At 69.5% G+C, this 24,587-nt stretch carries 27 protein-coding genes and 3 tRNA genes; 27 read left to right on the top strand and 3 right to left on the bottom strand.

The annotated features are described in order from the left end of the window. The first annotated feature begins 52 nt into the window (after positions 1-52). From ASE01_RS01540 to ASE01_RS01495, 10 genes are all read left to right on the top strand, one after another. The gene (locus tag ASE01_RS01540; protein WP_056748104.1) at positions 53-1,051 is read left to right on the top strand and encodes a pirin family protein; all 999 of its coding nucleotides are present in this window, start codon (positions 53-55) and stop codon (positions 1,049-1,051) included. Beyond that, positions 1,048-1,428: a CidA/LrgA family protein gene (locus tag ASE01_RS01535; RefSeq protein WP_056748102.1), complete on the top strand. Its 381-nt coding sequence runs from the start codon at positions 1,048-1,050 to the stop codon at positions 1,426-1,428. Before ASE01_RS01540 ends, ASE01_RS01535 begins: the two co-directional genes overlap by 4 nt. Next, the gene (locus tag ASE01_RS01530; RefSeq protein WP_082605709.1) at positions 1,425-2,132 is read left to right on the top strand and encodes an LrgB family protein; all 708 of its coding nucleotides are present in this window, start codon (positions 1,425-1,427) and stop codon (positions 2,130-2,132) included. Before ASE01_RS01535 ends, ASE01_RS01530 begins: the two co-directional genes overlap by 4 nt. Before the next feature lie 71 nt (positions 2,133-2,203). Next, positions 2,204-3,604, top strand: a complete 1,401-nt coding sequence (locus ASE01_RS01525; protein ID WP_056748099.1) for an amidase — start codon at positions 2,204-2,206, stop codon at positions 3,602-3,604. 84 nt (positions 3,605-3,688) lie between these two features. Beyond that, positions 3,689-3,761 (top strand) — tRNA-Thr (locus ASE01_RS01520). Between the two features lie 62 nt (positions 3,762-3,823). Continuing rightward, positions 3,824-3,897: transfer RNA gene (locus ASE01_RS01515), tRNA-Met, on the top strand. Between the two features lie 61 nt (positions 3,898-3,958). Continuing rightward, on the top strand, positions 3,959-4,129 hold the full coding sequence (gene rpmG / locus ASE01_RS01510) for a 50S ribosomal protein L33 (RefSeq protein ID WP_036490026.1): 171 nt from the start codon (positions 3,959-3,961) through the stop codon (positions 4,127-4,129). A 145-nt stretch (positions 4,130-4,274) separates the two neighbouring features. Then, a complete protein-coding gene (locus tag ASE01_RS01505; RefSeq protein WP_056748097.1) occupies positions 4,275-4,670 on the top strand; it encodes an FAS1-like dehydratase domain-containing protein in 396 nt (131 codons plus the stop codon). Further along, on the top strand, positions 4,667-5,068 hold the full coding sequence (locus tag ASE01_RS01500) for a MaoC/PaaZ C-terminal domain-containing protein (protein WP_056748096.1): 402 nt from the start codon (positions 4,667-4,669) through the stop codon (positions 5,066-5,068). The genes ASE01_RS01505 and ASE01_RS01500 overlap by 4 nt, the downstream gene beginning before the upstream one ends. Next, positions 5,061-6,107: a UDP-N-acetylmuramate dehydrogenase gene (locus ASE01_RS01495; RefSeq protein WP_056748094.1), complete on the top strand. Its 1,047-nt coding sequence runs from the start codon at positions 5,061-5,063 to the stop codon at positions 6,105-6,107. The genes ASE01_RS01500 and ASE01_RS01495 overlap by 8 nt, the downstream gene beginning before the upstream one ends. 158 nt (positions 6,108-6,265) lie before the next feature. Here the strand turns inward: ASE01_RS01495 and ASE01_RS01490 are convergent, their stop codons facing one another. Together ASE01_RS01490 and ASE01_RS01485 are read right to left on the bottom strand one after the other, a co-directional pair. Next, complete coding sequence (locus ASE01_RS01490; protein WP_056748092.1) at positions 6,266-6,991, bottom strand: DUF4190 domain-containing protein; 726 nt, start codon at positions 6,989-6,991, stop codon at positions 6,266-6,268. Between the two features lie 38 nt (positions 6,992-7,029). Then, a complete protein-coding gene (locus ASE01_RS01485; protein ID WP_056748091.1) occupies positions 7,030-8,049 on the bottom strand; it encodes an adenosine deaminase in 1,020 nt (339 codons plus the stop codon). Between the two features lie 162 nt (positions 8,050-8,211). On the opposite strand from ASE01_RS01485, the gene ASE01_RS01480 reads away from it, so the two are divergent. From ASE01_RS01480 to ASE01_RS01455, 6 genes are all read left to right on the top strand, one after another. After that, positions 8,212-8,284, top strand: a tRNA-Trp gene (locus tag ASE01_RS01480). Between the two features lie 36 nt (positions 8,285-8,320). Then, positions 8,321-8,575, top strand: coding sequence for a preprotein translocase subunit SecE (gene secE, locus ASE01_RS01475; protein ID WP_056748088.1), 255 nt, complete (start codon positions 8,321-8,323; stop codon positions 8,573-8,575). Between the two features lie 40 nt (positions 8,576-8,615). After that, positions 8,616-9,512 (top strand): transcription termination/antitermination protein NusG, encoded by an 897-nt coding sequence (gene nusG, locus ASE01_RS01470; protein WP_056748085.1) that lies wholly within the window; start codon positions 8,616-8,618, stop codon positions 9,510-9,512. Between the two features lie 123 nt (positions 9,513-9,635). Next, positions 9,636-10,067 carry a 50S ribosomal protein L11 gene (gene rplK / locus ASE01_RS01465; RefSeq protein WP_056748083.1) on the top strand — a complete coding sequence of 144 codons (432 nt, stop codon included), beginning with the start codon at positions 9,636-9,638 and terminating at the stop codon, positions 10,065-10,067. A gap of 63 nt (positions 10,068-10,130) precedes the next feature. Further along, positions 10,131-10,844, top strand: a complete 714-nt coding sequence (rplA, locus tag ASE01_RS01460; protein WP_056748081.1) for a 50S ribosomal protein L1 — start codon at positions 10,131-10,133, stop codon at positions 10,842-10,844. A 94-nt stretch (positions 10,845-10,938) separates the two neighbouring features. Next, positions 10,939-11,646: a DUF4232 domain-containing protein gene (locus ASE01_RS01455; protein ID WP_162260258.1), complete on the top strand. Its 708-nt coding sequence runs from the start codon at positions 10,939-10,941 to the stop codon at positions 11,644-11,646. A 101-nt stretch (positions 11,647-11,747) separates the two neighbouring features. Here the strand turns inward: ASE01_RS01455 and ASE01_RS01450 are convergent, their stop codons facing one another. Beyond that, complete coding sequence (locus tag ASE01_RS01450; RefSeq protein ID WP_235535823.1) at positions 11,748-13,031, bottom strand: aminotransferase class I/II-fold pyridoxal phosphate-dependent enzyme; 1,284 nt, start codon at positions 13,029-13,031, stop codon at positions 11,748-11,750. Positions 13,032-13,397: 366 nt separating this feature from the next. On the opposite strand from ASE01_RS01450, the gene rplJ reads away from it, so the two are divergent. From rplJ to ASE01_RS01395, 11 genes are all read left to right on the top strand, one after another. Continuing rightward, positions 13,398-14,069 carry a 50S ribosomal protein L10 gene (rplJ, locus tag ASE01_RS01445; protein WP_056748077.1) on the top strand — a complete coding sequence of 224 codons (672 nt, stop codon included), beginning with the start codon at positions 13,398-13,400 and terminating at the stop codon, positions 14,067-14,069. A gap of 77 nt (positions 14,070-14,146) precedes the next feature. Beyond that, entirely contained in the window at positions 14,147-14,533 is a 387-nt protein-coding gene (rplL, locus tag ASE01_RS01440) for a 50S ribosomal protein L7/L12 (protein ID WP_056748074.1), read from the top strand. Between the two features lie 265 nt (positions 14,534-14,798). Then, a complete protein-coding gene (locus ASE01_RS01435) occupies positions 14,799-15,761 on the top strand; it encodes an ABC transporter ATP-binding protein (protein WP_056748072.1) in 963 nt (320 codons plus the stop codon). 15 nt (positions 15,762-15,776) lie between these two features. Continuing rightward, entirely contained in the window at positions 15,777-16,559 is a 783-nt protein-coding gene (locus ASE01_RS01430; protein WP_056748066.1) for an MlaE family ABC transporter permease, read from the top strand. A 10-nt stretch (positions 16,560-16,569) separates the two neighbouring features. After that, on the top strand, positions 16,570-17,397 hold the full coding sequence (locus ASE01_RS01425) for an MlaE family ABC transporter permease (protein WP_056748064.1): 828 nt from the start codon (positions 16,570-16,572) through the stop codon (positions 17,395-17,397). Positions 17,398-17,404: 7 nt separating this feature from the next. Further along, the gene (locus ASE01_RS01420) at positions 17,405-18,673 is read left to right on the top strand and encodes an MCE family protein (RefSeq protein ID WP_056748062.1); all 1,269 of its coding nucleotides are present in this window, start codon (positions 17,405-17,407) and stop codon (positions 18,671-18,673) included. Beyond that, positions 18,673-19,734 (top strand): MCE family protein, encoded by a 1,062-nt coding sequence (locus ASE01_RS01415; RefSeq protein WP_056748060.1) that lies wholly within the window; start codon positions 18,673-18,675, stop codon positions 19,732-19,734. The genes ASE01_RS01420 and ASE01_RS01415 overlap by 1 nt, the downstream gene beginning before the upstream one ends. Continuing rightward, positions 19,731-20,705, top strand: coding sequence for an MCE family protein (locus ASE01_RS01410; RefSeq protein ID WP_056748058.1), 975 nt, complete (start codon positions 19,731-19,733; stop codon positions 20,703-20,705). Before ASE01_RS01415 ends, ASE01_RS01410 begins: the two co-directional genes overlap by 4 nt. Continuing rightward, complete coding sequence (locus tag ASE01_RS01405) at positions 20,702-21,871, top strand: MCE family protein (protein WP_235535822.1); 1,170 nt, start codon at positions 20,702-20,704, stop codon at positions 21,869-21,871. The genes ASE01_RS01410 and ASE01_RS01405 overlap by 4 nt, the downstream gene beginning before the upstream one ends. Next, positions 21,868-23,283 carry an MCE family protein gene (locus ASE01_RS01400; RefSeq protein WP_056748054.1) on the top strand — a complete coding sequence of 472 codons (1,416 nt, stop codon included), beginning with the start codon at positions 21,868-21,870 and terminating at the stop codon, positions 23,281-23,283. Before ASE01_RS01405 ends, ASE01_RS01400 begins: the two co-directional genes overlap by 4 nt. Beyond that, entirely contained in the window at positions 23,280-24,578 is a 1,299-nt protein-coding gene (locus ASE01_RS01395; RefSeq protein WP_056748052.1) for an MCE family protein, read from the top strand. Before ASE01_RS01400 ends, ASE01_RS01395 begins: the two co-directional genes overlap by 4 nt. The last annotated feature ends 9 nt before the right edge of the window (positions 24,579-24,587 follow it).

The following is a 24,587-nucleotide window of genomic DNA, read 5'->3' as shown; positions in this document are numbered from 1 at the left end:
CCGGGTGAACCCGACCCGACGGCACGGTTGACGGGCGCGGAAGGATGGGCCCATGAGCAACCCGGAACGTGACCCGGACCCGTTGGTGTGCGAGGGCCGGCCCGCGGCCGGTGTCGAGCTGATGACCCCGCGAGAGGTGCCGCTCGGTGGCCCCAGGGCGATGCCTGTACGTCGCACCCTGCCGCAGCGCGAGCGGTCCCTGATCGGCGCCTGGTGCTTCCTGGACCACTACGGACCGGACCTGGTCAGCGAGAGCGGCGGGATGGAGGTCGCCCCCCATCCGCACACCGGCCTGCAGACCGTGAGCTGGCTGTTCACCGGCGAGATCGAGCACCGCGACAGCGCGGGCAACGTGGCGATGGTCCGGCCCCAGGAGGTCAACCTGATGACCGCCGGCCGCGGCATCAGCCACAGCGAGGTGTCGACGCCGGGGACGAGCGTCCTGCACGGCGCGCAGCTGTGGGTCGCGCTGCCGGATGCCGACCGTGACACGGACCCCGGCTTCCAGCACTACGCCCCCGCGCAGATCGCGGGGGAGGGCTGGCGCGGGCACGTCTTCCTCGGCTCGCTGCTCGGCGACACCTCGCCGGTCACGACGTTCACGCCGCTCCTCGGGGCCGAGCTCGTGCTGGACCCCGGCCGGACCCTGACGGTTCCGGTCGACGAGACCCACGAGCACGGCGTCCTGGTCGACCTCGGCTCCGTGAGCCTCGGCGGTGTCGAGGCCCGGGTCGCCGATCTCGCCTACGCCCCGCCCGGTGCCGGCGAGATCACCCTCGTCGCGGGTGAGGAGGGCGCCCGGGTGCTGGTGCTCGGCGGGCCGCCGTTCGGTGAGTCGATCGTGATGTGGTGGAACTTCGTGGGCCGTACCCACGACGAGATCGTGGCCTACCGCGACGCGTGGCAGGAGCAGGTCACCGACGCTGCGGGCGAGGTCGTCGAGGACAGCCGCCTGGTCACCGACGGCCGCTTCGGTGTCGTCCCCGACCAGCCGTTGCGACCGATCCCCGCGCCGGTGCTGCCCAACGCGCGGCTCCGGGAACGCCGGTGATCGCAGGCCTGACCTGGCTGGTCGGGTTCCAGCTCGTGGGCGAGCTGATCGTGCAGGTCGCCGACCTGCCCGTGCCGGGTCCGGTGGTGGGGATGCTGCTGCTGTTCGTCCTCCTCCGGGTGCGCAGGTACGACGACGAGGGCTCGATCGTCCGTGCGGGCACGGCCCTGCTGCGCCACCTGCAGCTGTTCTTCATCCCCGCCGGCGTCGGCGTGGTGGCCTACCTCGGTGTCCTGGGGCGCGACGCCCTGCCGATCGGTGTCGCACTGATCGGGTCCTGGCTGCTCGGACTGGTCGCCGTCGGCTGGACCGCGGTCGGCCTGGAGCGGCTCTCCGGGCGCCCGCGCGACGACCTCCCCGCCGGAGGTACGACGTGAGCGACTCCGTCCTCGACGTGGCCCGGTCCCCGCTCGCCCTGCTCGCCGTCACCCTGGCGGGCTACCAGGCGGGCCGGTGGATCCAGCAGCGCACCGGCGGCCACGCGCTCGCCCAGCCAGTGCTGGTGGCGATCATCGTGACCGGCGCTGCGATCAGCGTGCTCGACGTCGACTACCCCGACTACCGCTCCGCGACCGAGCTGATCGCGTTCTGGCTCGGTCCGGCGACGGTCGCGCTCGCCGTACCTCTCCACCGTCAGGCCGACCGTCTCAAGGGGTTCGTGGTGCCGCTGCTGGTGGCCGTCGTGGTCGGTGCCGCCGTCTCGATCACCTCGGCCGTGCTGCTGGCCCGGGCGCTCGGGGCCGGCGAGACCCTGGAGCGCACCCTGTCGACGAAGGCCGCGACCACGCCCGTCGCGATCGCGCTCACCGAGCACCTCGGCGGCATCGCGCCGCTGGCCGCGGTGTTCGCCATCATCATCGGCATCTTCAGCGCGATCACCGCACCGGCCGTGCTCACCCTGCTCAGGATCCGGGACCGGCGTGCGCGGGGCCTCGCCGTCGGTGCCGTGTCGCACGGGATCGGCGCCTCCCGGATGCTGCGCGAGGACGAGACCGAGGGCGCCTTCGCCGGGCTCTCGATGGGCCTGTCCGCCCTTGCGATCAGCCTGCTCGTCCCGCTGCTCGCGCTCGTCCTCTGGTGAGCCGGGGTCGGCTGCGGATTTCCTCCCCAGGTCGGACGGCACGGGTGCCCGCGAGCGGCTAGGTTCCCTCCATGCAGCGCGTTCACGCCTTCTCCGACGATGCCCTGGGTGACCTCGACGCCGTGGGCCTGGCCGAGCACCTCGGTGCCGGCAAGGTCTCCGCCGAGGAGGTGGTCGAGGCCGCGATCGCCAGGGTCGAGCAGGTCGCCGGACCTCTCAACGCCATGGCCCACAAGGCCTACGAGCGGGCTCGGACCGAGGCCCGTTCGGCGGGCGGTTCCTTCTTCTCCGGTGTCCCGACCCTGGTCAAGGACAACGTCGACGTCGGCGGGATGCCGACCATGTCCGGCACCGACGCCTGGCAGCCGCGCCCGGCCAAGCGGGACGGCGACTTCGCCGCGATGTACCTCGGCACCGGCCTGGTGGCCCTGGGCAAGAGCCAGCTCTCCGAGTACGGCTTCAGCGCCTCGGCCGAGCACCCGCGCCTCGGGGCGGTCCGCACGCCGTGGAACACCGAGCACTCGGCCGGTGCGTCCAGCTCGGGCTCCGCGGCACTCGTCGCCGCGGGCGCGGTGCCGATCGCGCACGCCAACGACGGAGGCGGCTCGATCCGGATCCCTGCGGCGGTCAACGGCCTGGTCGGTCTCAAGCCGACCCGGGGTCGACTGGCCCAGGACAAGATGATGCGGGACATGCCGATCCGGATCATCTCCGACGGCGTCGTGACCCGCTCGGTCCGCGACACCGCTGCCTTCTTCCGCGAGGCCGAGCGTCTCCACCGGGCGCTCGAGCTGCCCCCGATCGGCGACCTGACCCGACCGATCAAGCGCCGGCTGCACATTGCGCTCAACACCTCGGGCGTCAGCCGCGGTGCCGACGCCGAGACGAAGGCGCTCACCGAGAAGACCGCCTCCCTGCTCGAGGACCTCGGGCACACGGTGACCGAGTCGGAGGTGCCGGTGGGCCCGAGCTTCGCCGACGACTTCCTGCTCTACTGGGCGCTGCTCGCCCAGGCGATGCTGACCACCGGGCGGCCCCTCCACGGTCGTACCTGGACGAAGTCGAACCACGACAACCTCACCCTGGGGCTGGCCCGCCACGCGCGCCGCAACCTGCACCGGGTGCCCGGCGCCATCACCCGGCTCAAGCGCGCCGCGGCCCAGGCGGAGGTCTACCACGAGCGTTTCGACGTCGCGCTGACGCCGACCCTGGCCTCCCCGACGCCCAAGGTCGGTCACCTCGACCCGACGCAGTCCTACGAGGTCGTCATGGACAAGCTCCTCGACTGGGTGGCCTTCACGCCGTGGCAGAACATCACCGGCGCCCCGGCCATCTCGTTGCCGCTCGCGACCACCGCCAGCGGCCTCCCGCAGGGGATGATGTTCGGCGCTGCGCCGGGCCAGGAGGCGCTGCTCATCGAGCTCGCCTACGAGCTCGAGCAGGCCCTCCCGTTTGCACGGATCGATGCCTGATGGCCCTATGATTGCGGAGTCATCGCGGCACCAACCGCCTCGATTTCGCACCGCACCACGCCGCGTGTATCGTTCTGCGGCGTTGCCCCTTTAGCTCAGTCGGCAGAGCGTCTCCATGGTAAGGAGAAGGTCTACGGTTCGATTCCGTAAAGGGGCTCTGGGACGAGGGTCCGTGGAACAAACCAGCGATGGGGAGTGAGACGGACGCCCTGACCCCCTGGCGGGGTAGCTCAGGTGGTTAGAGCACACGGCTCATAATCGTGGTGTCGCGGGTTCGAGTCCCGCCCCCGCTACGCCAGATGACGAAGCAGTTACCCAGCACCACCCACAGACGCAGCAGTAGAAGGACTTCCCGTGGCCAGCAAGAGCTCTGACGTTCGCCCCAAGATCACGCTCGCATGCGTGGACTGCAAGGAGCGCAACTACATCACGAAGAAGAACCGGCGCAACGACCCCGACCGCATCGAGCTGTCGAAGTTCTGCCCGCGTTGCCGCACGCACACTGCGCACCGCGAGACCCGCTGAGCTTCAGCGCCACCGCTCTTCCGACAGCCCGTCGCCCCCACAGGGGCGGCGGGCTGTCGACGTCTGACGACGGAATCGACCGCTTCCGGCGCACCACGACGGCAGCGACTCGCGAGTAGCCGGACCGGCGGACTAGGGTCGTGCCATGCCCATCGACGCCACCCTGGTGGGGCGTGCCTTCCCCCCGACCGCGCCGCGCGAGGTCACTGCGGAGGCCGTCGCGGCCTTCTCCGCAGCGGTCGGCGGCGGGTCCGGAGCGGTACCCCCGACCTTCCCCATCGTCGTGACCTTCGCCGCACTGCAGGACTTCCTCGCAGCCGTCGGGGTCGAGCTCTCCCGGATCGTCCACGGCGACCAGCGCTTCCGCTACGCGCGCCCCGTCGAGATCGGTGACGAGCTCACCGCGACGCTCACCGTCACCAGCGTCCGCTCGATCGGCGGCAACGACATCATCAGCACCTCCAGCGAGATCGTCGACGCCTCCGGCGCCGTCGTGTGTACGGCGACCGCGACCATCGTCCACCGTGGAGGTGCCTCATGAGCGGGCTCACAGCAGGTGCGGTGCTCGGGCCGGTCACCTACGACGTCACCCGGGCCGACCTGGTCGCCTACGCCCACGCGAGCGGCGACCACAACCCGATCCACCAGGACGAGGAGATCGCACTCGCGGTCGGCCTCCCCGGTGTGATCGCCCACGGGATGTACACCCTCGCGCTCGTCGGTCGCGCGATCGGCGAGTGGACCGGTGACGCCGAGGTGGTCGAGCTCGGTGCGAAGTTCGTCGCGCCCGTCGTCGTACCTGCCGAGGGCGCTGCGCAGATCACCGTCGAGGGGACCGTGGGCGAGACGAGCCAGGACGGACTCGTCGCGTTGACCCTGCTGATCACCGTCGGCGGCACCAAGGTCCTGGGAGCGCCCAAGGCCACGATCCGTGCCTGATCCCGCACTCGCGGACCTCACCACGCTGCGGATCGGCGGGCCGGCGTCCCGCTACGTGCCGGTCGCCGACGAGCAGGAGCTGGTCGCGGCCGTCGAGGCGGCCGACGCTGCCGGGCAGCCGGTGCTCGTCGTGGGCGGTGGCAGCAACCTCGTCGTGGCCGACGCGGGCTTCGAGGGCACCGTCGTGCACCTCGTCGGTGGCGGCGTCGAGGTCAGCGACGACGGCTGCGGTGTCGCGTCCGTGACGGTGGCCGCCGGCGAACCGTGGGACGCCTTCGTCGCGCGTGCCGTCGCCGAGGGGTGGGTCGGTGTCGAGGCGCTCTCCGGCATCCCCGGCACCGTCGGCGCGACCCCCATCCAGAACGTCGGCGCCTACGGCCAGGAGGTCTCGCAGACCATCGCCCGGGTCCGGGTCTGGGACCGCAAGCTCCGCGGCCAGCGCACCTTCGCCGCCGCCGAGTGCCTGTTCGGCTACCGCCACTCGCGGTTCAAGGCCGATCGGTACGACGCTGCCGGCGGCCGCCACCTCGTGCTCGAGGTGAGCTTCGACTTCCCGACCGGACAGCTCTCCACCCCGGTGGCCTACGCCGAGCTCGCCCGGACCCTCGGCGTCGAGCCGGGGGAGCGCGCACCGCTCGCCGACGTCCGTGCGGCGGTGCTCGGCCTGCGTCGCAGCAAGGGCATGGTGCTGGACGCGGAGGACCACGACACGTGGAGCGCCGGCTCGTTCTTCACCAACCCCGTCGTCGATCCGGCGCAGGTGCCCGATGGTGCGCCGTCGTACCCGCAACCGGACGGCACCGTGAAGACCAGCGCGGCCTGGCTCATCGAGCACGCCGGGTTCGGCAAGGGGTTCGGGCTGGACCGGCCCGCGGCGAGGACCTCGCTGTCCACCAAGCACACCCTCGCCCTCACCAACCGTGGCGGGGCGAGCGCGACCGAGCTGCTCGACCTCGCCCGCGAGGTGCGCGCCGGGGTCGAGGAACGCTTCGGGATCCGGCTCGTCAACGAGCCGGTGCTGGTCGGCGCCGAGCTCTAGGGCGCGTCTCTCAAGTCGTCGCCTACTGCGCGGAGTTTCCGACTCGATCTGGCGGCGTTGGCGCCGCTCGAAGGGCGATCCGGCACGACATCGCCTCGCCGCCTTGCCAGATCGGCCGCAAACACCGCTCGCAACGGCGCTGACTTGGGAGACACACCCTAGCTGCTGGAGAAGATCGCGGCGACGAAGGCAACGATGGCCAGGATCGCGAGCAGGGCCAGGATGCCGAGCACGACGCCGATGATCCCGGTGACGAAGCCGGCCATCGCGATGCCCTCACCGCCGTGGGCCCGTGGGTTCGTGCGGATCTCGCGGCGGGCGCGGGCGCCTAGCCAGATCGCGAAGGGCGAGCACACGGCGCCGATGAAGGTCACCAGCAGGAACGGCGTGAGGATCAACGAGACGATCCCTATCAGGCCCAGCACCAGCGACGTCGTCGCCAGCGGATGGGTGGGCGCCCCGAAGTGACCGAGGTACTGCGGTGCCATCTGGTAGGGCGAGCCCTGGGGTGAGACCGGGTACGGCGACCAGCCGGCCTGGCCACCCGGTCCGGCCTGGCCACCCGGTCCCGCCGGCGCGCCGGGGAAGCCCTGCGGCGGCGGAGGGGCGGCGTGGGGATCGGCTGCGGGGGCCGGCGACGGCGGCACCATCGGCGCCACCTGGGTCGCCGGCTGCCCGAACGGCTGCCCGAACGGCTGCGTGAACGGCTGCCGGGCCGACTCCGAGCGGTCCTTGGTGAGGTCGATCCCGCTCGACCCCGAGGACGAGCTGTCGCCGACGTGGGTCTGCTCGTCGTCCGGCTCCTCGCCGTAGGCCGGCGCGGCATAGGGCTCGAAGGCCGGGGAGGCGCCGGACGGGGGCGTCAGGGGCGGCTGCTCGCTCATGGCGTCATCCTCCCATCACGGGAGCCCGCCGAAACGCCTCAGGAGTCGGGAGCAGCCAGCCAGGCGTCGATGTCCGCGAGACCGCGGTCGAGCACGTCCTTCGGTGCGCGGCTGGCCCGCAGCGACATCCGGCCCAGCTCGGCGAGCTGGGCGTCGGAGAGGTCGTGGGCGGCGCGCATCGTGGCGTACTGGCCGGCGAGGCGCGAGCCGAAGAGCAGCGGGTCGTCGGCGCCGAGCGCGATCGTCGCCCCCGCTTCCATCAGGGCCGGGAGCGGGACCGAGGTGAGGTCGGAGTAGACGCCGAGCGCCACGTTGGACACCGGGCACACCTCGAGGGCCACGCCGGCGTCGACGATGCGGCTCAGCAGGTCGGGATCCTCCGCCGCGCGTACGCCGTGGCCGAGCCGGCCCGCGTGCAGGGAGTCGAGGCAGGTGCGGATGTGCTCGGGCCCGCGCAGCTCGCCGCCATGGGGCACCAGGAGGAGTCCTGCCCGCTCGGCGATCGCGAAGGCGCCCGCGAAGTCGGTGGTCCGGCCGCGTCGCTCGTCGTTCGACAGCCCGAAGCCAACCACGCCCCGGTCGACGTACTGACTGGCGAGCCGGGCCAGGGTCCGCGCGTCCAGCGGGTGGCGGGTGCGGTTCGCGGCGATCACCACGGCCATCCCGAGGCCGGTCGAGGCCGAGGCGTCGCGGACGGCGTCGAGGACCAGGTCCGTGAAGGCGGTGATGCCGCCGAACCGGGCGGCATAGCCGCTCGGGTCCACCTGGATCTCCAGCCACCGGCCCCCGTCGGCCACGTCGTCCTCCGCCGCCTCGCGCACCAGCCGGCGCACGTCGCCCTCGGTGCGCAGCACGGAGCGCGCGACGTCGTACAGGCGCTGGAAACGGAACCACCCCTTCTCGTCCGCCGCGGTCAGCTGGGGCGGCCACTCGGCGACGAGGGCGTCGGGGAGGTGGATCCCGTCGCGCTCGGCCAGCTCGAGCAGGGTGCCGTGCCGCATCGACCCGGTGAAGTGGAGGTGGAGGTGTGCCTTGGGCAACGCATGGAGGTCCCGCACCCGGCCATCGTAGGGGCGCGGATCCAGTGCCCGGTGCCCCGGCGCCCGGGTGGGCCGACTTTGGTTCGTCATGGGGGAGGTGCGTAGACTCATCCACTGGTGGTTCCTCCACATGGTGAGTCGCGCCCTGAGACGGGTCGCGGTGCATCGGGGACACCACGGAGGGCACTAGCTCAACTGGCAGAGCATCGGTCTCCAAAACCGAAGGTTGGGGGTTCAAGTCCCTCGTGCCCTGCAAGAGATGACAACGAGATGGAAGAGGGTGGGCAGAGTGTCGGATGCTTCCGCGGTCCGCAAGGACTCCTCGGGTGGCAAGCAGCCTGAGAAGCGCACCGGCCCGGTCACGTTCTACCGTCAGGTGGTCGCCGAGCTGCGCAAGGTGGTCTATCCCACCCGCGAGCAGCTGGTGACGTACTTCTTCGTCGTCCTCGCCTTCGTGCTCGTGATGATCGCCCTCGTGTCGCTGCTGGACCTCGGTCTCGGCAAGCTCGCGTTCGAGATCTTCACCGGCGCGGACGACATCTGAGGCCCACTGGCCCGGAGTCGTTGACCCCTACGAACAACTGATGGAGCAACACGTGTCGGAGCAGTACGACTCGGCCCCCGAGATCGACGAGGCGGCCGACCAGGTCCAGGACGTGGAGGCGGCTGAGGAGTTCGCCCTCGCAGCCGACGAGACCCTCGACGTCGACGACGAGACCACGGGCGCGGAGCCCGAGGACTCCGCCGACGAGTCGGACGACTCCGACGACGAGGACTCCGCCGAGGAGGACTCCATTGAGGAGGACTCCATTGAGGAGTCCGCCGACGCCGACGAGGAGCCCGCCGAGGCCGAGGACCCGCTCGAGGCGTTCCGCCGCGAGCTGTGGGCCAAGCCGGGTGACTGGTACGTCGTCCACACCTACTCCGGCATGGAGAACAGGGTGAAGCAGAACCTCGAGAACCGGATCCACTCCCTCAACATGGAGGACTACATCCACGAGATCGTGGTCCCCACCGAGGAAGTCGCCGAGATCAAGAACGGCCAGCGCAAGATGGTCAAGCGCACCGTTCTGCCCGGTTACGTGCTGGTCCGCCTGGACCTCACCGACGAGTCCTGGGCCGCAGTGCGGCACACCCCGTCGGTCACCGGCTTCGTCGGCCACAGCCACCAGCCGGTGCCGCTGAGCATGGACGAGGTCGAGAAGATGCTCGCGCCGGCCGTGCTCAACGCCGCCGCTGCCGAGGCCGAGGCCGCTGCCGCCGCGGGTGGCACGTCCACCGCCACGCAGTCCAAGAAGCCGATCGAGGTCGCCGACTTCGACGTCAACGACTCCGTGCTCATCGTCGACGGCGCCTTCGCGACGCTGCACGCGACGATCACCGAGATCAACGCCGAGGCCCAGCGGGTCAAGGCGCTCGTCGAGATCTTCGGCCGCGAGACCCCGGTCGAGCTGTCGTTCAGCCAGATCCAGCGCGTCTGAATTTCGCGTCCGCGCCCCGGCGCGGAAGAATGCATGGGTTCCCCCGGCTCCGCCCGGGCGAGTAGGTGGCAGAGACGTACGACGTACGCCTCGTCATGACCACGAGAAGAAAGAGATAGAGGAATGCCTCCCAAGAAGAAGATCGCCGCACTGGTCAAGGTGCAGCTGCAGGCTGGTTCGGCCACCCCGGCTCCGCCGGTCGGTACCGCGCTCGGCCCGCACGGCGTCAACATCATGGACTTCTGCAAGGCGTACAACGCCCAGACCGAGTCCATGCGTGGCAACGTCATCCCCGTCGAGATCACCATCTACGAGGACCGGTCCTTCGAGTTCATCACGAAGACCCCGCCGGCCGCAGAGCTGATCAAGAAGGCCGCTGGCCTCAAGAAGGGCTCGGGCGTCCCGCACAAGGAGAAGGTCGGCAAGCTGACCAAGGACCAGGTGCGCGAGATCGCCACGACGAAGCTCCCCGACCTCAACGCCAATGACATCGACGCCGCGATGAAGATCGTGGAGGGGACTGCCCGCTCCATGGGCGTCACCGTCGAGGCCTGACAAACCGTGGAAGGGCCGCGCTGGCCCGCTGACCACATCTCCTCTTCTACTTAAGGATCCACCATGCAGCGCAGCAAGACCTACCGCGCGGCGGCCGAGACGTTCGACAAGAACGAGCTCCACGCCCCGCTCGCCGCGATCAAGATCGCGAAGGCCGGCAGCAAGAAGAAGTTCGACGAGACCCTGGACGTCGTGTTCCGTCTCGGCGTCGACCCCCGCAAGGCAGACCAGATGGTGCGCGGCACCGTCAGCCTGCCCCACGGCACGGGCAAGACCGCTCGCGTCCTGGTGTTCGCCAACGGCGACAAGGCCGACGCCGCCCGTGAGGCCGGCGCCGACTTCGTCGGTGGCGACGAGCTCATCGACAAGGTCGCCGGCGGCTGGACCGACTTCGACGCCGTCGTCGCGACCCCGGACCTGATGGGCAAGGTCGGTCGTCTCGGTCGCGTGCTCGGTCCCCGTGGCCTCATGCCGAACCCCAAGGTCGGCACCGTCACCCCGGACCCGGCCAAGGCCGTGACCGACATCAAGGGCGGCAAGATCGAGTTCCGCGTCGACCGGCACTCGAACCTGCACTTCATCATCGGCAAGGCCTCCTTCTCCGAGCAGCAGCTCATCGAGAACTACGCCGCTGCTCTCGACGAGGTCCTTCGCCTCAAGCCCAACAGCTCCAAGGGCCGCTACCTCAAGAAGGCCACCGTCTCCACGACGATGGGCCCCGGTGTTCAGATCGACCCGAACCGCACCAAGAACGTTGCGGAGCCGGACGAGGCCTGACGCCACCAGTCGTACGACGACGCCCGCCGCCCCCTCGGGGACGGCGGGCGTCGTGCTTCCCGGGCCGGCCCTCGTCCTCGGTACGATCGCCGGCGTGAGTCGATCTCTCGGGTTCTCGGCACTGCTCCCTGCTGTCGTCCTCGTCCTGCCCCTCGCGGTGGCAGGGTGTTCCGGCGACCCGGAACCGGCGCCTGTGCCGCGTCCGGCGGCGTCGGGCCAGCCGGAGGACCCCACTGCCGCCGCCGGCCTCGACGAGGTCGCACCGGGCTTCGACGAGAGCCCCGACGGCGCTCCTCCTGTGTCGGACGCCGACCTGGACGACGCGGCGCTCACCGCCCTCCTGCGCACCCGTGCCTCAGCGGCCGGCGACGGCCACTGCACGCCCGACCAGGTGGTGGTGTCGCTGGAAGGCCTGGACTCCAGCCTGGGCCACCGGTACTCCCGGATCGTCGTGCACAACACGTCGGCGAAGGAGTGCGTCGTGGAGGGCGTGCCCGGCATCGGCCTCCGCGGCGGCTGGGGCTCGAGGTTCGTCCCCGAGGTCGCGCACAGCGACCGCGACCTCAACGGTGCTCCGGTCAGCTCCCGGCCCGTCCGGCTGGCACCGGGGGAGCGGGCAGCCAGCGACCTCGAGTGGACCGGCGAGCTCGCCGGCTCCGAGTCGGAGCCCGCCTCGCTGATGGTGGTCCAGCTGGCGGCCGGTCAGGTGCCGGCAGCGTTCCCCGCCAGGGTGGGGCCCGAGGTGATCGACATCGGGCAGTTCACGACGATCCGCCTGACGCCGTACGTCTCGATGCCCTGAGTCGGCTTCGACGCCGCACTTGTCAGGGGAATCCATGCACCTCAGCACGCCGGTCCCGACGCGAGCGTCACGACCTCCTTGGCCGAACCGCGGCGCGTGACTCAGTCGCGGGCGAGTGACTCCAGCGCCGCGAGCTCGACGCACACCGCGACGCCGGCCATGGCGGCCTCGACCTCGCTGAGGACCGGGAAGGTCGGCGCGAGCCGGATGTTGCGGTCACGGGGGTCGTTGCCGTGCGGGAAGGCCGAGCCGGCCGGGGTCAGCGCGATGCCGGCCTCCTTGGCCAGGGCGACCACGCGCGACGCGGTGCCGTCCAGGACGTCGAGGTTGACGAAGTAGCCGCCCGTGGGCACGGTCCACTCCGCGATGCCGAGCCCGCTCAGCCGCCCGGTCAGCGCGTCCTCGACCGCGGTGAACTTGGGGGCGATCAGGTCGCGGTGCTTGCGCATGTGGGACCGGACGCCGTCCGCGTCGCCGAAGAACTCGATGTGGCGCAGCTGGTTGACCTTGTCGGGGCCGATCGCGGCGAAGTTGAGCCGCTGCAGGAACCACGCTCGGTTCTCCGGGGAGGCCGCGAGGGCCGCGACGCCGGCACCCGCGAAGGTGATCTTCGAGGTCGAGGCGAACATGATCGGCCGGTTCGGGTGGCCCGAGGCGGCGGCCAGCCCGAGGGCGTCCGCGCTCTTGGTCTCCTCGTCGGTGAGGTGGTGGACGGCGTAGGCGTTGTCCCACAGGATGCGGAAGTCCGGTGCCGCGGTCGGCATCGCCATCAGCTCTGCCGCGACCTCCGCGGAGCACACGGATCCGGTCGGGTTGGCGTAGGTCGGCACGATCCACAGGCCCTTGATCGCGGGGTCCTCGGCGACGAGGGCGCGCACGGCCACCGGGTCGGGACCGTCGGCGTTCATGTCCACCGGCACCATCTCGATGCCGAGCTCGGCGAGCATCGTGAAGTGGCGGTCGTACCCGGGCACGGGGCAGATGAACTTCACCACCGGCTCCTGGGACCAGGGGCGCGGGGAGTCGGGTCCGCCCTTGAGCAGCAGCCACGTCAGGACCTGGTGCATCATCGTGAGGCTGGAGTTGCCGCCCGCCACGACACTGGACGCCTCGACGCCGAGCAGGTCCGCGAAGATCTCGCGCAGCTCGGGGAGCCCGTCCAGGCCGCCGTAGTTGCGCACGTCGGTGCCCGCGCGGTCCTTGTACGACGTCGGCAGGCCCAGCAGCTCGTTGGCCAGGTCGAGCTGGTCGGCGCCCGGCTTGCCGCGGGTGAGGTCGAGCTTGAGGCCGAGGCCCTGGAGGGCCTCGTAGTCGGCGCGGACCGTCGTCAGGCGCGCGGCGAGGTCGTCGGCGGACAGAGCAGTCAGGGGCGTCGAGTCGGTCACGGGTCCATCGTGCCGCATCGCTCGAAGCCGGGCGCCGCCGCTCCCCGCCCGGACCCCGCTCCGACGCGATTCGCCGGCCGGGGTGGCGAGCGGGGTGGCGAGCGGGGCGCCGAGCGGCCGGGGAGGGGGAGCGTGGATTTGGTCCCGCGCCCGGACCGCCGTACCGTTGCTCCTCGAAACCTTAAGACCGCCGGTTGTCCGGACTACCAGTCCGGATCGAAGGTTCCGCGAGAGCGGACGGCCTGCGCAGGGGAATCAGAGCACCACGATGCGGACCCAGTCCGCGGAGTCCACGCCCTGAGCGCCTGCGCTCAGGGCGTTCGTCATTCACGGACGAGTGCGACGGTCCCCATTGGAAGGAGACCCATGGCGCGGGCAGACAAGCAGGCCGCCGTCGCGGAGATCGCTGGAGCATTCAGCGAGTCCGCAGGCGCTGTGCTGACCGAGTACCGCGGTCTCACCGTCAAGGAGCTGCAGGACCTTCGCCGCTCCCTCGGTGCGAACGCAAACTACGCCGTGGTCAAGAACACGCTGGCCAAGCTGGCCGCCAACGAGGCGGGCATCGACGGCTTTGACGACCTGCTCACCGGCCCGACCGCGATCGCCTTCATCAAGGGCGACGTCGTCGAGGCGGCCAAGGGTCTGCGTGACTTTGCCAAGGCGAACCCCGCCCTTGTCATCAAGGGTGGCGTTCTGGACGGCAACTTCCTCGACGCGAAGGAGATCGGCAAGCTCGCCGACCTCGAGTCGCGCGAGGTCCTGCTGGGCAAGATGGCGGGCGCGATGCTCGCCTCCCTCAGCCAGGCCGTCTACCTCCTCAACGCCCCGCTCGCCCAGGTCGCCCGGCTCGCCGGCGCCCTGGAGGCGAAGGCGACGGAGGACCCCTCCATCCTCGCAGGTGGTGCCGGTACGCCGGCCGCTGCCGAGGAGACCCCGGCCGCTGAGGAAGCCGCCCCCGCCGAGGAGGTCGAGGCACCCGCTGCCGAGGCCACCGAGGTCGAGGCGACCGACGAGGCAGCCGACTCCACCGAAGCCTGATCGGGCCGACGTACACCACCTGAAACCCCGGCCTGCCGCACATCGCGGTCCGGCCACCTGAGAAAGGAACCGCCACCATGGCGAAGCTCACCACCGACGAGCTGCTTGACGCGTTCAAGGAGATGACCCTCATCGAGCTCTCCGAGTTCGTGAAGCAGTTCGAGGAGACCTTCGGCGTCACCGCTGCCGCTCCCGTCGCCGTTGCTGCTGCCCCCGCCGCCGGCGGCGCTGGCGCCGAGGAGGCCGCTGCTCAGGACGAGTTCGACGTCGTCCTCGAGGCCGCTGGCGACAAGAAGATCAACGTCATCAAGGAGGTCCGCGCGCTGACCTCCCTCGGTCTGAAGGAGGCCAAGGACCTCGTCGAGGCCGCCCCCAAGGCGATCCTCGAGGGCGTCGACAAGGCGTCCGCCGAGAAGGCCAAGGAGGCGCTCGAGGGCGCCGGGGCCACCGTCACCCTCAAGTGACCGTTCTCTGAACAGACGGACTGCCCCTTCCGGGGTGCTCCGGCACGAGGCCGGCAGAGCGATGCTCTGTCGGCCTCGTGCCTTTTTCCACTCCTCCCGGCGGTCGTGGCCGACCTGGCGGGGGAATTGCTACTCGCAAGTACGTTTTTGGTCTCGAAAGCCGGGTCCGCGTGACGCGCGCCACCCTGACCCCGTAACGTGCGCCACGCGGTTGCGTTGTTCCCACGCAGCCAGGCCGGCGATGTGAAGTAGGAAGAGGGCAGACATGGGCGTCGATGTAGCGGTGACGAACCTGACGAAGCAGTTCGGCAAGCAGCTGATCTGGAAGGGCGTCTCGCTGACCCTGCCGGCCGGGGAGATCTCGGTCATGCTCGGTCCGTCGGGCACCGGCAAGTCCGTGTTCCTCAAGGCCCTCATCGGCCTGATCAAGCCCGACGAGGGCTCGATCGTGATCGAGGGCACCGACATCGCCTCCTGCTCCGAGAAGGAGCTCTACGAGGTCCGCAAGCTGTTCGGAGTGCTGTTCCAGGACGGCGCGATGTTCGGCTCGATGAACCTCTACGACAACGTCGCCTTCCCGCTGCGCGAGCACACCCGCAAGAGCGAGTCCGACATCCGCGACATCGTCATGGAGAAGATGGACCTGGTCGGCCTCCTCGGCGCCGAGATGAAGCTCCCGGGCGAGATCTCCGGCGGCATGCGCAAGCGGGCCGGTCTGGCCCGTGCGCTGGTCCTGGACCCCGAGATCCTGCTGATCGACGAGCCCGACTCCGGCCTCGACCCGGTGCGCACCTCGTTCATCAACCAGCTCTTCGTCGACCTGAACGCCCAGATCGACGCGACCTTCCTGATCGTGACCCACGACGTGCACTCGGTGCGCGTCGTGCCCGACCAGATCGGCCTGCTCTACCACAAGCACCTCGCCATGTACGGCCCGCGCGAGATGCTGCTGTCCTCCGACGAGCCGGTCGTGCGCCAGTTCCTCAACGCACAGACGGTCGGCCCGATCGGGATGTCCGAGGAGAAGGACGCCGACCAGCTGGCCGCGGAGAAGGACATGGACCTTCCCCCGCTGCCGCCGATCCCGCTCCAGCTCGAGCCGTCCAACGGCATCCCGCGTCGCGCCCAGCGCGCGCCCGGTGCCTGGTGCAGGGACAACGGCATCACCCCGCCGCCGGGCTCCTTCACCAAGGAAGCCGAGCACGCCAGCGGCTCGTCCCAGCAGTAGACCTGACGGCCTCTCATGTCCTTGACGGTTGCCCGGGCGCTCCAGCCCGTTGGAACCGCCGGCAAGCTCTTCGCCTTCGCGCTCGACGTGGGGCGGGGCCTGTTCCGGCGCCCGTTCCAGACTCGTGAATTCCTCCAGCAAGCCTGGTTCATCGCCTCGGTGACGATCGTGCCGACGGCACTGGTCGCCATCCCCTTCGGCGCAGTCATCGCGCTGCAGGTCGGTGGTCTGATCAAGCAGTTCGGTGCGCAGTCCTTCACGGGCTCCGCCTCCGTGCTCGCGGTCATCCAGCAGGCCGGACCGATCGCGACCGCGTTGCTGATCGCCGGTGCCGGTGGATCGGCCATCGCGGCCGACCTCGGCGCTCGCAAGATCCGCGAAGAGCTCGACGCGATGATGGTGCTCGGCATCGACCCGATCCAGCGCCTCGTCGTGCCTCGGGTGCTGGCCTGCATGCTCGTCGCGGTCTTCCTCAACGGCATGGTGAGCGTCGTCGGTGTCGGCGGTGGCTACGTCTTCAACGTCATCCTCCAGGACGGCACACCAGGCGCCTACCTCGCCAGCTTCACGGCGTTGGCGCAGTTGCCCGACGTCTGGATCGGCATGCTCAAGGCGCTGATCTTCGGTCTGATCGCTGCCGTCGTGGCTGCCTACAAGGGCATGAACGCCGCCGGCGGCCCGAAGGGCGTGGGCGACGCGGTCAACGAGTCCGTCGTCATCACCTTCCTGCTCCTGTTCGTCGTCAACTTCACCCTGAGCACGATCTATCTCCAGGTCGTTCCACCGAAGACGGGTTGAGGCGGACGACATGGCGAACATCAAGGCGATCTACGACCGGCCCATGAAAGGCCTGGACAACCTCGGACACGAGCTCTCCTTCTACCTGAAGGTGCTGCTGGCGCTGCCGCGCTCCGTGGCGCGCTACCCCCGCGAGATCCTGCGGATCCTGGCCGAGGTCACCCTCGGTTCAGGTGCGCTCGCCGTCATCGGCGGCACGGTCGGCGTGATCATCGGCATGACCTTCTTCACCGGCGCCCAGGTCGGCCTGTCCGGCTACGCCGCGCTCAACCAGCTCGGCACGGCCGCCTTCGCCGGCTTCGTGTCCGCCTACTTCAACACCCGCGAGATCGCCCCGCTGGTCGCGGGCATCGCGCTGGCCGCGACCGTCGGCTGCGGCTTCACCGCGCAGCTCGGCGCCATGCGGATCTCCGAGGAGATCGACGCCGTCGAGGTCATGGCGATCCCGTCCATGCAGTTCCTCGTCACCACGCGCGTGGTCGGCGGCCTCATCGCGATCATCCCGTTGTACGTCGTCGGCCTGTTGTCGTCCTACGTCGCCAGCAGGCTCGTGGTGACGCAGTTCTACGGCCAGTCGGCCGGGACCTATGACCATTACTTCAACCAATTCCTGCCACCCGGGGACGTGCTGTGGTCGTTCGGCAAGGTCCTCGTGTTCGCGGTGGTCGTGATCCTGATCCACTGCTACCACGGCTACACCGCTTCGGGCGGTCCTGCCGGAGTGGGCGTTGCCGTGGGCAAGGCGGTGCGGACCAGCATCGTCGCGATCAACGTGATCGACCTCTTCCTGTCGATGGCCATCTGGGGCGCCTCGACGACCGTCAGGCTCGCGGGGTGATGGCGTCGTGAACAAGATCCTGGGAGCACACAAGGTGCTCGGCGTGGTCTTCGTCTGCCTGCTGCTGCTGGGCGTGTGGCTGACCTATGCCGTCTTCACCAAGAAGTTCACCGACTACGACCGGGTCACCCTGACGACCTCGAGCATCGGCCTGCAGCTGCCGATCCGCGCGGACGTCAAGGTGCGCGGCGTGCTCGTGGGCGAGGTCCTCGAGGCCCGCGCCGGCGACGAGAAGGGTGCGGTCCTGACGCTCGGGATCTATCCCGACAAGCGGGGCGTGATCCCCGCCGACGTGACCGGCTCGATCGTCCCGAAGACGCTGTTCGGCGAGAAGTACGTCTCGTTGGTCGTTCCGGACGACGGCGGCTCGGGCACCATCCAGGCCGGCGACGTCATCGACCGCACGGTGGTCGCCACCGAGCTCGAGTCGGTGCTCTCCGACATCTACCCGCTGTTGCGCACCGTCCAGCCGGCGGACCTCAACGCCACGCTGACGGCGCTGGCCACGGCCCTCGAGGGTCGCGGCGAGCAGCTCGGCCAGAACCTCGAGACGGTCGACTCCTACCTCAAGCGGATGAACCCGCAGATCCCTGCCCTGCTGGAGGACCTGCGCCTGGCGGCCGACGTCTCCGACACCTACGCCGACATCATTCCCGAGGTCGCAGAGATCCTCGACAACACCGTCAAGACCACGGGCACCATCGAGTCGAAGGAAGCCGCACTGACCGCCACACTGCGCGACATCCGGAGCTTCTCCGACACGGCGCGCTCGTTCCTCGACGCCAACGCGGAGAACCTCCGCGAGGTCGGTGAGCTCGGCACGCAGTCGCTGCGCGCCGTCGCCCGTTACTCCTCGACGATCCCCTGCATGTCCGCAGGCATCGTCAAGGCGCAGGGACGTCTGGCCGAGGCCTTCCGCGGCTTCGAGCTGCACATCGTCCTGGAGACCCTGCAGGACCAGCCGCGCAAGTACACCGCCAAGGACCGCCCGATCTTCGGCGACGACCGAGGCCCCGACTGCCTCGGCCTGCCGGACATCCCGTGGAGCCAGCAGAACCCGTACCCGCCCCTTCCGAGCCTCAACGACGGCATGAACGGAGACACCGGCAAGGGCAACCGACGCGTCGCCCCCGGTGCCGACGGCCTCGGCTACCGCGGGACGCCGGACGACGTGACGGCCCTCCGTGGTGCGCTCGACAGCGAGTACGACGGCTCCGGCACCGACCTCAACGTCCTGCTCGCCGGACCGCTCGCGGTCGAGGGGGGTGCGCGCTGATGCCCACACGCGGCCTCGACAGGAAGACAGCCGGCGACCTGGTCCGCCTGGTCATCTTCATGGTGACCACGGCGCTGGCCACCGGTGTCCTCATCATCACGATCGGCAACCTCTCCTTCGGGAGCACCAAGGAGTACGGCGCGGAGTTCGTCGACGCGACGGGTGTCTCCAAGGGCGACGACGTCCGGATCGCCGGCGTCAAGATCGGCACCGTGCAGGGCGTAGAGGTCCTCGAGGCCAACCGTGCACTGGTGAAGTTCAACGTCGACTCCGACACGGTCGTCGACGAGGCGACCCACGCGACGATCCGCTACCGCAACCTGCTGGGCCAGCGCTACATCTCGTTGACGCAGACGGGGGAGAGCGACACCAAGCTCGACGAGGGCGACCCGATCCCGGTCGGTCGCACCACGCCGGCCCTGGACCTCACCGTGCTGTTCAACGGCTTCAAGCCCCTCTTCGAGGCACTGTCGCCCGACGACATCAACAAGCTGTCCTTCGAGATCGTCCAGGTGTTCCAGGGCGAGGGCGGCACCGTCGAGAGCCTGCTCTCGAGCACGGCGTCGATCACTCAGACGCTGGCGGACCGCGACGACGTCATCGGCGACCTGATCGAGAACCTCGACTACGTCCTGGACCACGTCGCTGACCGCGACACGCAGCTGACCCAGCTGATCGACAGCTTCCGCAACCTGATCGGCGGGCTCAACGACGACCGCGAGGCGATCCTGTCCTCGCTCGACTCGATCTCCGAGCTGTCGGTCCAGACGGCCGCGCTGGTCACCGACATCAAGGACCCCTTCGTCAAGGACATCAAGGAGCTGCGCCGGGTCACCGAGACCCTGGACCGCAACCGCAAGGAGATCGACCGGGCCCTGCAGGTGCTGCCGATCAAGCTGACCAAGATCGGTCGTACGGCGACGTACGGCTCCTGGTTCAACTTCTACCTGTGTCACTTCAAGGCGACGATCAAGGTGCCCGGGCTCGCGACTCCGCTGGGGGCCAACATCGCCATCGGTGCTGACCGCTGTTCCCTGGAGAGCGAGGTGGCGGGTCGATGATTCCCTTCCGCGAACGCAACCCCGTGATCGTGGGCGCCGTCAGCATCGCGACGCTCGTCCTCCTGCTCGTGGCCGCCCTGCGTGCCCAGGACCTGCCGCTGATCGGCGGCGGCGACACCTACTACGCCTCCTTCGAGGAGGCGGGTGGGCTGAAGGTCAAGGACGAGGTCCGCATCGCCGGCGTCCGCGTCGGCCAGGTCACCTCGATGGAGCTCGACGGCAACTCGGTCAAGGTCGGCTTCCAGATCAAGAGCGAGGCCGCGTTCGGCGACGAGACCCGGGCCGACATCAAGGTCAAGACGATCCTCGGGTCGATGTTCCTGGCGCTCTCGCCCGCCGGTGCGGGCCAGCTCGCCGAGGGCGCGACCATCCCGACGGACCGCACGACCTCGCCGTTCGACGTGGTCGAGGCCTTCACCGGTCTCGCCGAGACGTCGGCAGACATCGACACCGACCAGCTCGCCGCCTCACTCACGACGCTGGCCGACCTGACCCGCAACACCCCGGAGGAGTTCCGTGCGGCACTCGCCGGTGTCTCGGCACTCTCGGAGACGGTCGCCTCGCGCGATGACGAGATCAACTCGCTGCTCAAGAACCTCAACCGGGTCTCGACGGTCCTCGACTCGCGCGACGAGGACATCGTCGCCCTGATGGCCGACGCGGACACCCTGTTCACCGCGCTGGTGCAGCGCAAGGCGCAGATCCACCGCCTGTTGCTCTCGACGACCACGCTGAGCAAGGAGCTGACCGGATTGATCCGGGAGAGCCGTGCCGACCTCAAGCCGGCGCTCGACAGCCTCGACTCCGTGCTCAAGGTGATCACCAAGAACGAGGACAACCTGGAGGACGCCGTCAAGACGATGGCCCCGTTCTACCGCGTCTTCGCGAGCACGCTCGGCAACGGGCCGTGGTTCGACACCTACCTCTTCAACCTGCCGCCCGTGCCCGGACCGGGGGTGGGGATCGGATGAGCGCCCAGATGAAGAACTCGGCCGTGACCGGCGCGAGCGCCGTACGCCGCTGGCTCCCGCTGGTCGTCATCGGCCTGCTGATCGTCACTGCTCTCGTGTGGATGTTCGGCTCGGGGGGCGGCACCAAGACGGTGACCGCGTTCTTCCCGCGTGCCGTGTCGATCTACGAGGGCAGCGACGTGCGCATCCTCGGTGTCGCGATCGGCCAGGTCGACGAGGTCGTGCCCGAGGGCACCCAGGTCAAGGTCGTGATGTCCTACGACGAGGACGTCGACGTCCCGCAGGACGCGCAGGCCGTCATCGTGTCCCCGTCCGTGGTCGGTGACCGCTACATCCAGCTGACGCCCGCCTACGAGGCCGGTGCCGTGATGGCCGACAACACGATCATCAAGGGCGACAAGACCGCGATCCCGCTCGAGCTCGACGAGATCTACTCCAGCATCGACAAGCTCACCGTGGCGATCGGCCCCAACGGCGCCAACCGCGACGGCGCGCTGACCGACCTGCTCGAGCAGACCGCCAAGAACTTCGGCGGGCAGGGCGCGGAGTTCAACAAGACGATCAAGCAGTTCGGTCGTCTCAGCGAGACCCTGGACAACAACAAGGACGAGCTCTTCGAGTCGACCGAGCAGCTGGGGTCCTTCATCAAGACCCTGGCCGACAACGACGACACGGTGCGGGGCTTCAACCAGTCCCTGGGCGACGTCTCGACGCTGCTCAACGACGAGCGCCAGGAGCTCACCAGCGCGCTGTCCAACCTCGGCGTCGCGCTCGACGAGGTCGCCACCTTCGTCAAGACCAACCGCGCCGTCCTGGGCCGCAACATCAAGGACGTCAACCGGGTCGCGAAGGTGCTGGTGCGCCAGCGTGCCGCCCTCGACGAGATCCTGCAGGCCGGTCCGCTGGCGGTGACGAACCTGTTCCACACCTACAACCCCAAGGACGGGACGCTCGACACCAACGCCAACATCGGCAACCTGGTGCACGAGCTCACGTCCAACCCCAAGGCCGTGCTCTGCACGCTGGTCTCGGCCGCCGACTCCAGCGGTGACCTGTGCGACCTGATCGGCACGCTGCTGCCGCGCGGAGCGCCGTTCGGCACCGGTTCCTGGTACGGCGAGAAGTACGACCCGACGCTCAACGGACTCGTGGAGGTGGACCGATGAGGACCCTCCGCACCCGCGCCCGCGCTGCTGTGGCCCTCGTGGCCGGCATGGTCGTGCTCACCGGCTGTGACTTCGACGTCTACCAGCTGCCTCTCCCCGGAGGCGCCGACACCGGCAAGGACCCGATCTCGATCACGGTGAAGTTCGACGACGTCCTCGACCTGGTGCCGAAGTCGTCGGTCAAGGTCAACGACGTCACCGTCGGTCAGGTGACCGACGTCGAGCTCGACGGCTACAAGGCCGTGGTCGAGCTCGAGCTGCGCAACGACGTGGACCTGCCGGACAACCCGGTCGCCTCGATCCGCCAGACCAGCCTGCTCGGCGAGAAGTTCGTGTCCCTCGCCTCGCCCGCCAAGGGTGGCAAGGGTGAGCTGTCCGACGGCGACGTGATCGAGAACGGCGGCCGCAACCCCGAGGTCGAGGAGGTCCTGGGCGCACTCAGCCTGGTTCTCAACGGTGGCGGCGTGGCCCAGCTGAAGACCATCGCCTCGGAGCTGAACCTCGCACTCGAGGGCCGTGAGGACTCCGCCAAGTCGGTGCTGACCCAGGTCGAGTCGCTGGTCAGCCAGCTCGACAACCGCAAGACCGACATCGTCGACGCCATCGAGTCGATCAACCGGCTGGCGCTCAGCGCCCGCACGCACCAGGACAGCATCGACCTCGCCCTCGAGGAGCTGCCCAGCGCGCTGGACTCGCTGGACCGCCAGCGCGAGGACCTCGTCTCCATGCTGGAGGGCCTCACCGACCTCAGCGACGTGGGCGTGCGGGTCATCGAGACCACGCAGGCCTCGACGGTGAACTCGCTCAAGGCGCTCGACCCGATCCTGACCCAGCTGGCCAACGCCGGTGACGACTTCGCCAAGGGCTTCAGCACCTTCCTGACCTATCCCTTCATCGACGAGGCCGTCGGCCGCGACCCCAACGTCGCGCGCAACCTGCACATGGGTGACTACGTCAACCTGTCGATCGACCTGCAGCTCGACCTCGGCAACCTCCGGTTGCCCGACGTCGCGTGCATCCTGACCAACGAGCTGCCCGACAGCCCGCTGGACCAGCTGATCGACCTGCCCAAGCTGTGCGAGAGCGCGACCGAGACCCTGCAGGGCTGCCTGAAGACGCCGCCCGACCCGAAGGCGTGTGCGTTGCTGCCCGGCTACCTGCTCGACGACATCTGCCAGGCGGTCAAGCTCCTGTGCGGCGCTGCACGGGGCTCGGCGTCGGCGAGCGGTGACCCGATCACCGGCCTGCTCGGCACCGTCCTGAAGGGCGCCGGCCTCAACCGGCCCCAGCCCGGCACCACCGACCAGGTCAACACGCTCTGGCGTGACTTCGACGAGGCGTACGACGCCGACATGGTCGACCTCTATGCGGCGCCGTTGCTCGCGTCGGACTCCGGAAGGAGCGCCCGGTGATCACCCGTCGCACCCGGATCCAGCTGGTCATCTTCGCGATCATCACGCTGGTCGGCGTCTCGTTCGTCGGCGCCCGTTACGCCCAGCTCGACCGGGTCATCATCGACAGTGACTACACCGTCGTGGCCCACTACCCCGAGTCCGGTGGCATCTTCACCGGCGCCGAGGTGACCTACCGCGGGGTGGGCATCGGCAAGGTCGGCGACCTGACGCTCACCGAGGACGGCGTCGACGTCGACCTCGACATCGACAACAAGTGGGACAAGATCCCGCGCGACACCATCGCGCTGGTCGGCAACCGCTCCGCCGTCGGTGAGCAGTACGTCGAGCTCCAGCCGCAGACCGACGACGGTCCCTATCTCGTCGACGGCTCCGAGATCGATGACGTCGCGACGCCCATCGCCACCGAGAAGCTGCTCGGCGACCTGTCGGCCACCGTGGCGAGCGTCGACCGCGACGCCCTGCGCACCACGGTGTCCGAGCTCGGCGAGGCCTTCGCCGGGACCGGTCCCGACCTGCAGAAGATCATCGACACGGGCGACTCGTTCATCGAGACGGCCAACGACAACTTCGACATCACCACCGCGTTGATCCGCGACAGCAACACGGTCCTCAAGGGCCAGCTGGCCACCGAGACCTCGCTGCGGGCGTTCGCCACCCAGCTGTCGTCGTTCTCCTCGGCGCTCGCCGGTGCCGATGGCGACCTGCGCAAGGTGATCGACTCGGGTTCGGTCGCGGCCACCCAGCTGCGGACCTTCCTCGAGCAGAACGGCGTCGAGCTCAGCGAGCTCCTGGCCAACCTGGTCACCACCGGGCGCGTCGTGGTCAAGCACCTGCCTGCGATCAAGCAGCTCCTCGTGGTCTACCCGTACGCCGTGGCGGCCGGGCAGGTCGTGGTCGGCAAGCGCTCGGTCCAGCAGGGTGGTTCCGGCTTCTGGGACGCCCACTTCGGTCTGATCCTCGCCCCCACCGTGACGCCGTGCTACGCCGGCTACACCAAGGACCGCCAGAACCCCGAGTCCGGTCGCTTCGGCAACCCGGCGATGCCTTCCGACGTCGGCTGCACCGAGCCGATCAACAAGAGCAACCCCCGCGGTCCGCAGAACCTCCAGCGGATCGCACCGGGCAGCACCAGCTACGAGGTCCTCGCCGATGTCGACGAGGCCACGGGCGAGGTGAGCTGGGACGTCGCGAAGGGCGCTTCGAGCGACCGGGGTAACGTGACCCCCTCGTCGCTCGGAGAGGACTCCTGGAAGTGGCTGTACCTGCAACCGATGCTCGATCACACGCGTTGAGCCGGACCA

The organism is Nocardioides sp. Root190 (assembly GCF_001428565.1).
In the GTDB taxonomy this organism is placed as follows: domain Bacteria; phylum Actinomycetota; class Actinomycetes; order Propionibacteriales; family Nocardioidaceae; genus Nocardioides.
The sequence above is the reverse complement of the archived record's forward strand: the minus strand, read 5'-3'. Positions and strand labels throughout refer to the sequence as shown.

Excerpts from the sequence above, each read along its gene's own strand:
- ASE01_RS01505 (WP_056748097.1), top strand. The coding sequence starts at position 4,275 with ATGCCCATCGACGCCACCCTGGTGGGGCGTGCCTTCCCCCCGACCGCG.
- ASE01_RS01525 (WP_056748099.1), top strand. The coding sequence starts at position 2,204 with ATGCAGCGCGTTCACGCCTTCTCCGACGATGCCCTGGGTGACCTCGAC.
- ASE01_RS01435 (WP_056748072.1), top strand. The coding sequence starts at position 14,799 with ATGGGCGTCGATGTAGCGGTGACGAACCTGACGAAGCAGTTCGGCAAG.
- ASE01_RS01540 (WP_056748104.1), top strand. The coding sequence starts at position 53 with ATGAGCAACCCGGAACGTGACCCGGACCCGTTGGTGTGCGAGGGCCGG.
- ASE01_RS01430 (WP_056748066.1), top strand. The coding sequence starts at position 15,777 with ATGTCCTTGACGGTTGCCCGGGCGCTCCAGCCCGTTGGAACCGCCGGC.
- rplL (WP_056748074.1), top strand. The coding sequence starts at position 14,147 with ATGGCGAAGCTCACCACCGACGAGCTGCTTGACGCGTTCAAGGAGATG.
- ASE01_RS01425 (WP_056748064.1), top strand. The coding sequence starts at position 16,570 with ATGGCGAACATCAAGGCGATCTACGACCGGCCCATGAAAGGCCTGGAC.
- rplK (WP_056748083.1), top strand. The coding sequence starts at position 9,636 with ATGCCTCCCAAGAAGAAGATCGCCGCACTGGTCAAGGTGCAGCTGCAG.
- rplA (WP_056748081.1), top strand. The coding sequence starts at position 10,131 with ATGCAGCGCAGCAAGACCTACCGCGCGGCGGCCGAGACGTTCGACAAG.
- ASE01_RS01410 (WP_056748058.1), top strand. The coding sequence starts at position 19,731 with ATGATTCCCTTCCGCGAACGCAACCCCGTGATCGTGGGCGCCGTCAGC.
- ASE01_RS01405 (WP_235535822.1), top strand. The coding sequence starts at position 20,702 with ATGAGCGCCCAGATGAAGAACTCGGCCGTGACCGGCGCGAGCGCCGTA.
- ASE01_RS01415 (WP_056748060.1), top strand. The coding sequence starts at position 18,673 with ATGCCCACACGCGGCCTCGACAGGAAGACAGCCGGCGACCTGGTCCGC.
- ASE01_RS01400 (WP_056748054.1), top strand. The coding sequence starts at position 21,868 with ATGAGGACCCTCCGCACCCGCGCCCGCGCTGCTGTGGCCCTCGTGGCC.
- rplJ (WP_056748077.1), top strand. The coding sequence starts at position 13,398 with ATGGCGCGGGCAGACAAGCAGGCCGCCGTCGCGGAGATCGCTGGAGCA.
- nusG (WP_056748085.1), top strand. The coding sequence starts at position 8,616 with ATGGAGCAACACGTGTCGGAGCAGTACGACTCGGCCCCCGAGATCGAC.
- ASE01_RS01500 (WP_056748096.1), top strand. The coding sequence starts at position 4,667 with ATGAGCGGGCTCACAGCAGGTGCGGTGCTCGGGCCGGTCACCTACGAC.
- ASE01_RS01490 (WP_056748092.1), bottom strand. The coding sequence starts at position 6,991 with ATGAGCGAGCAGCCGCCCCTGACGCCCCCGTCCGGCGCCTCCCCGGCC.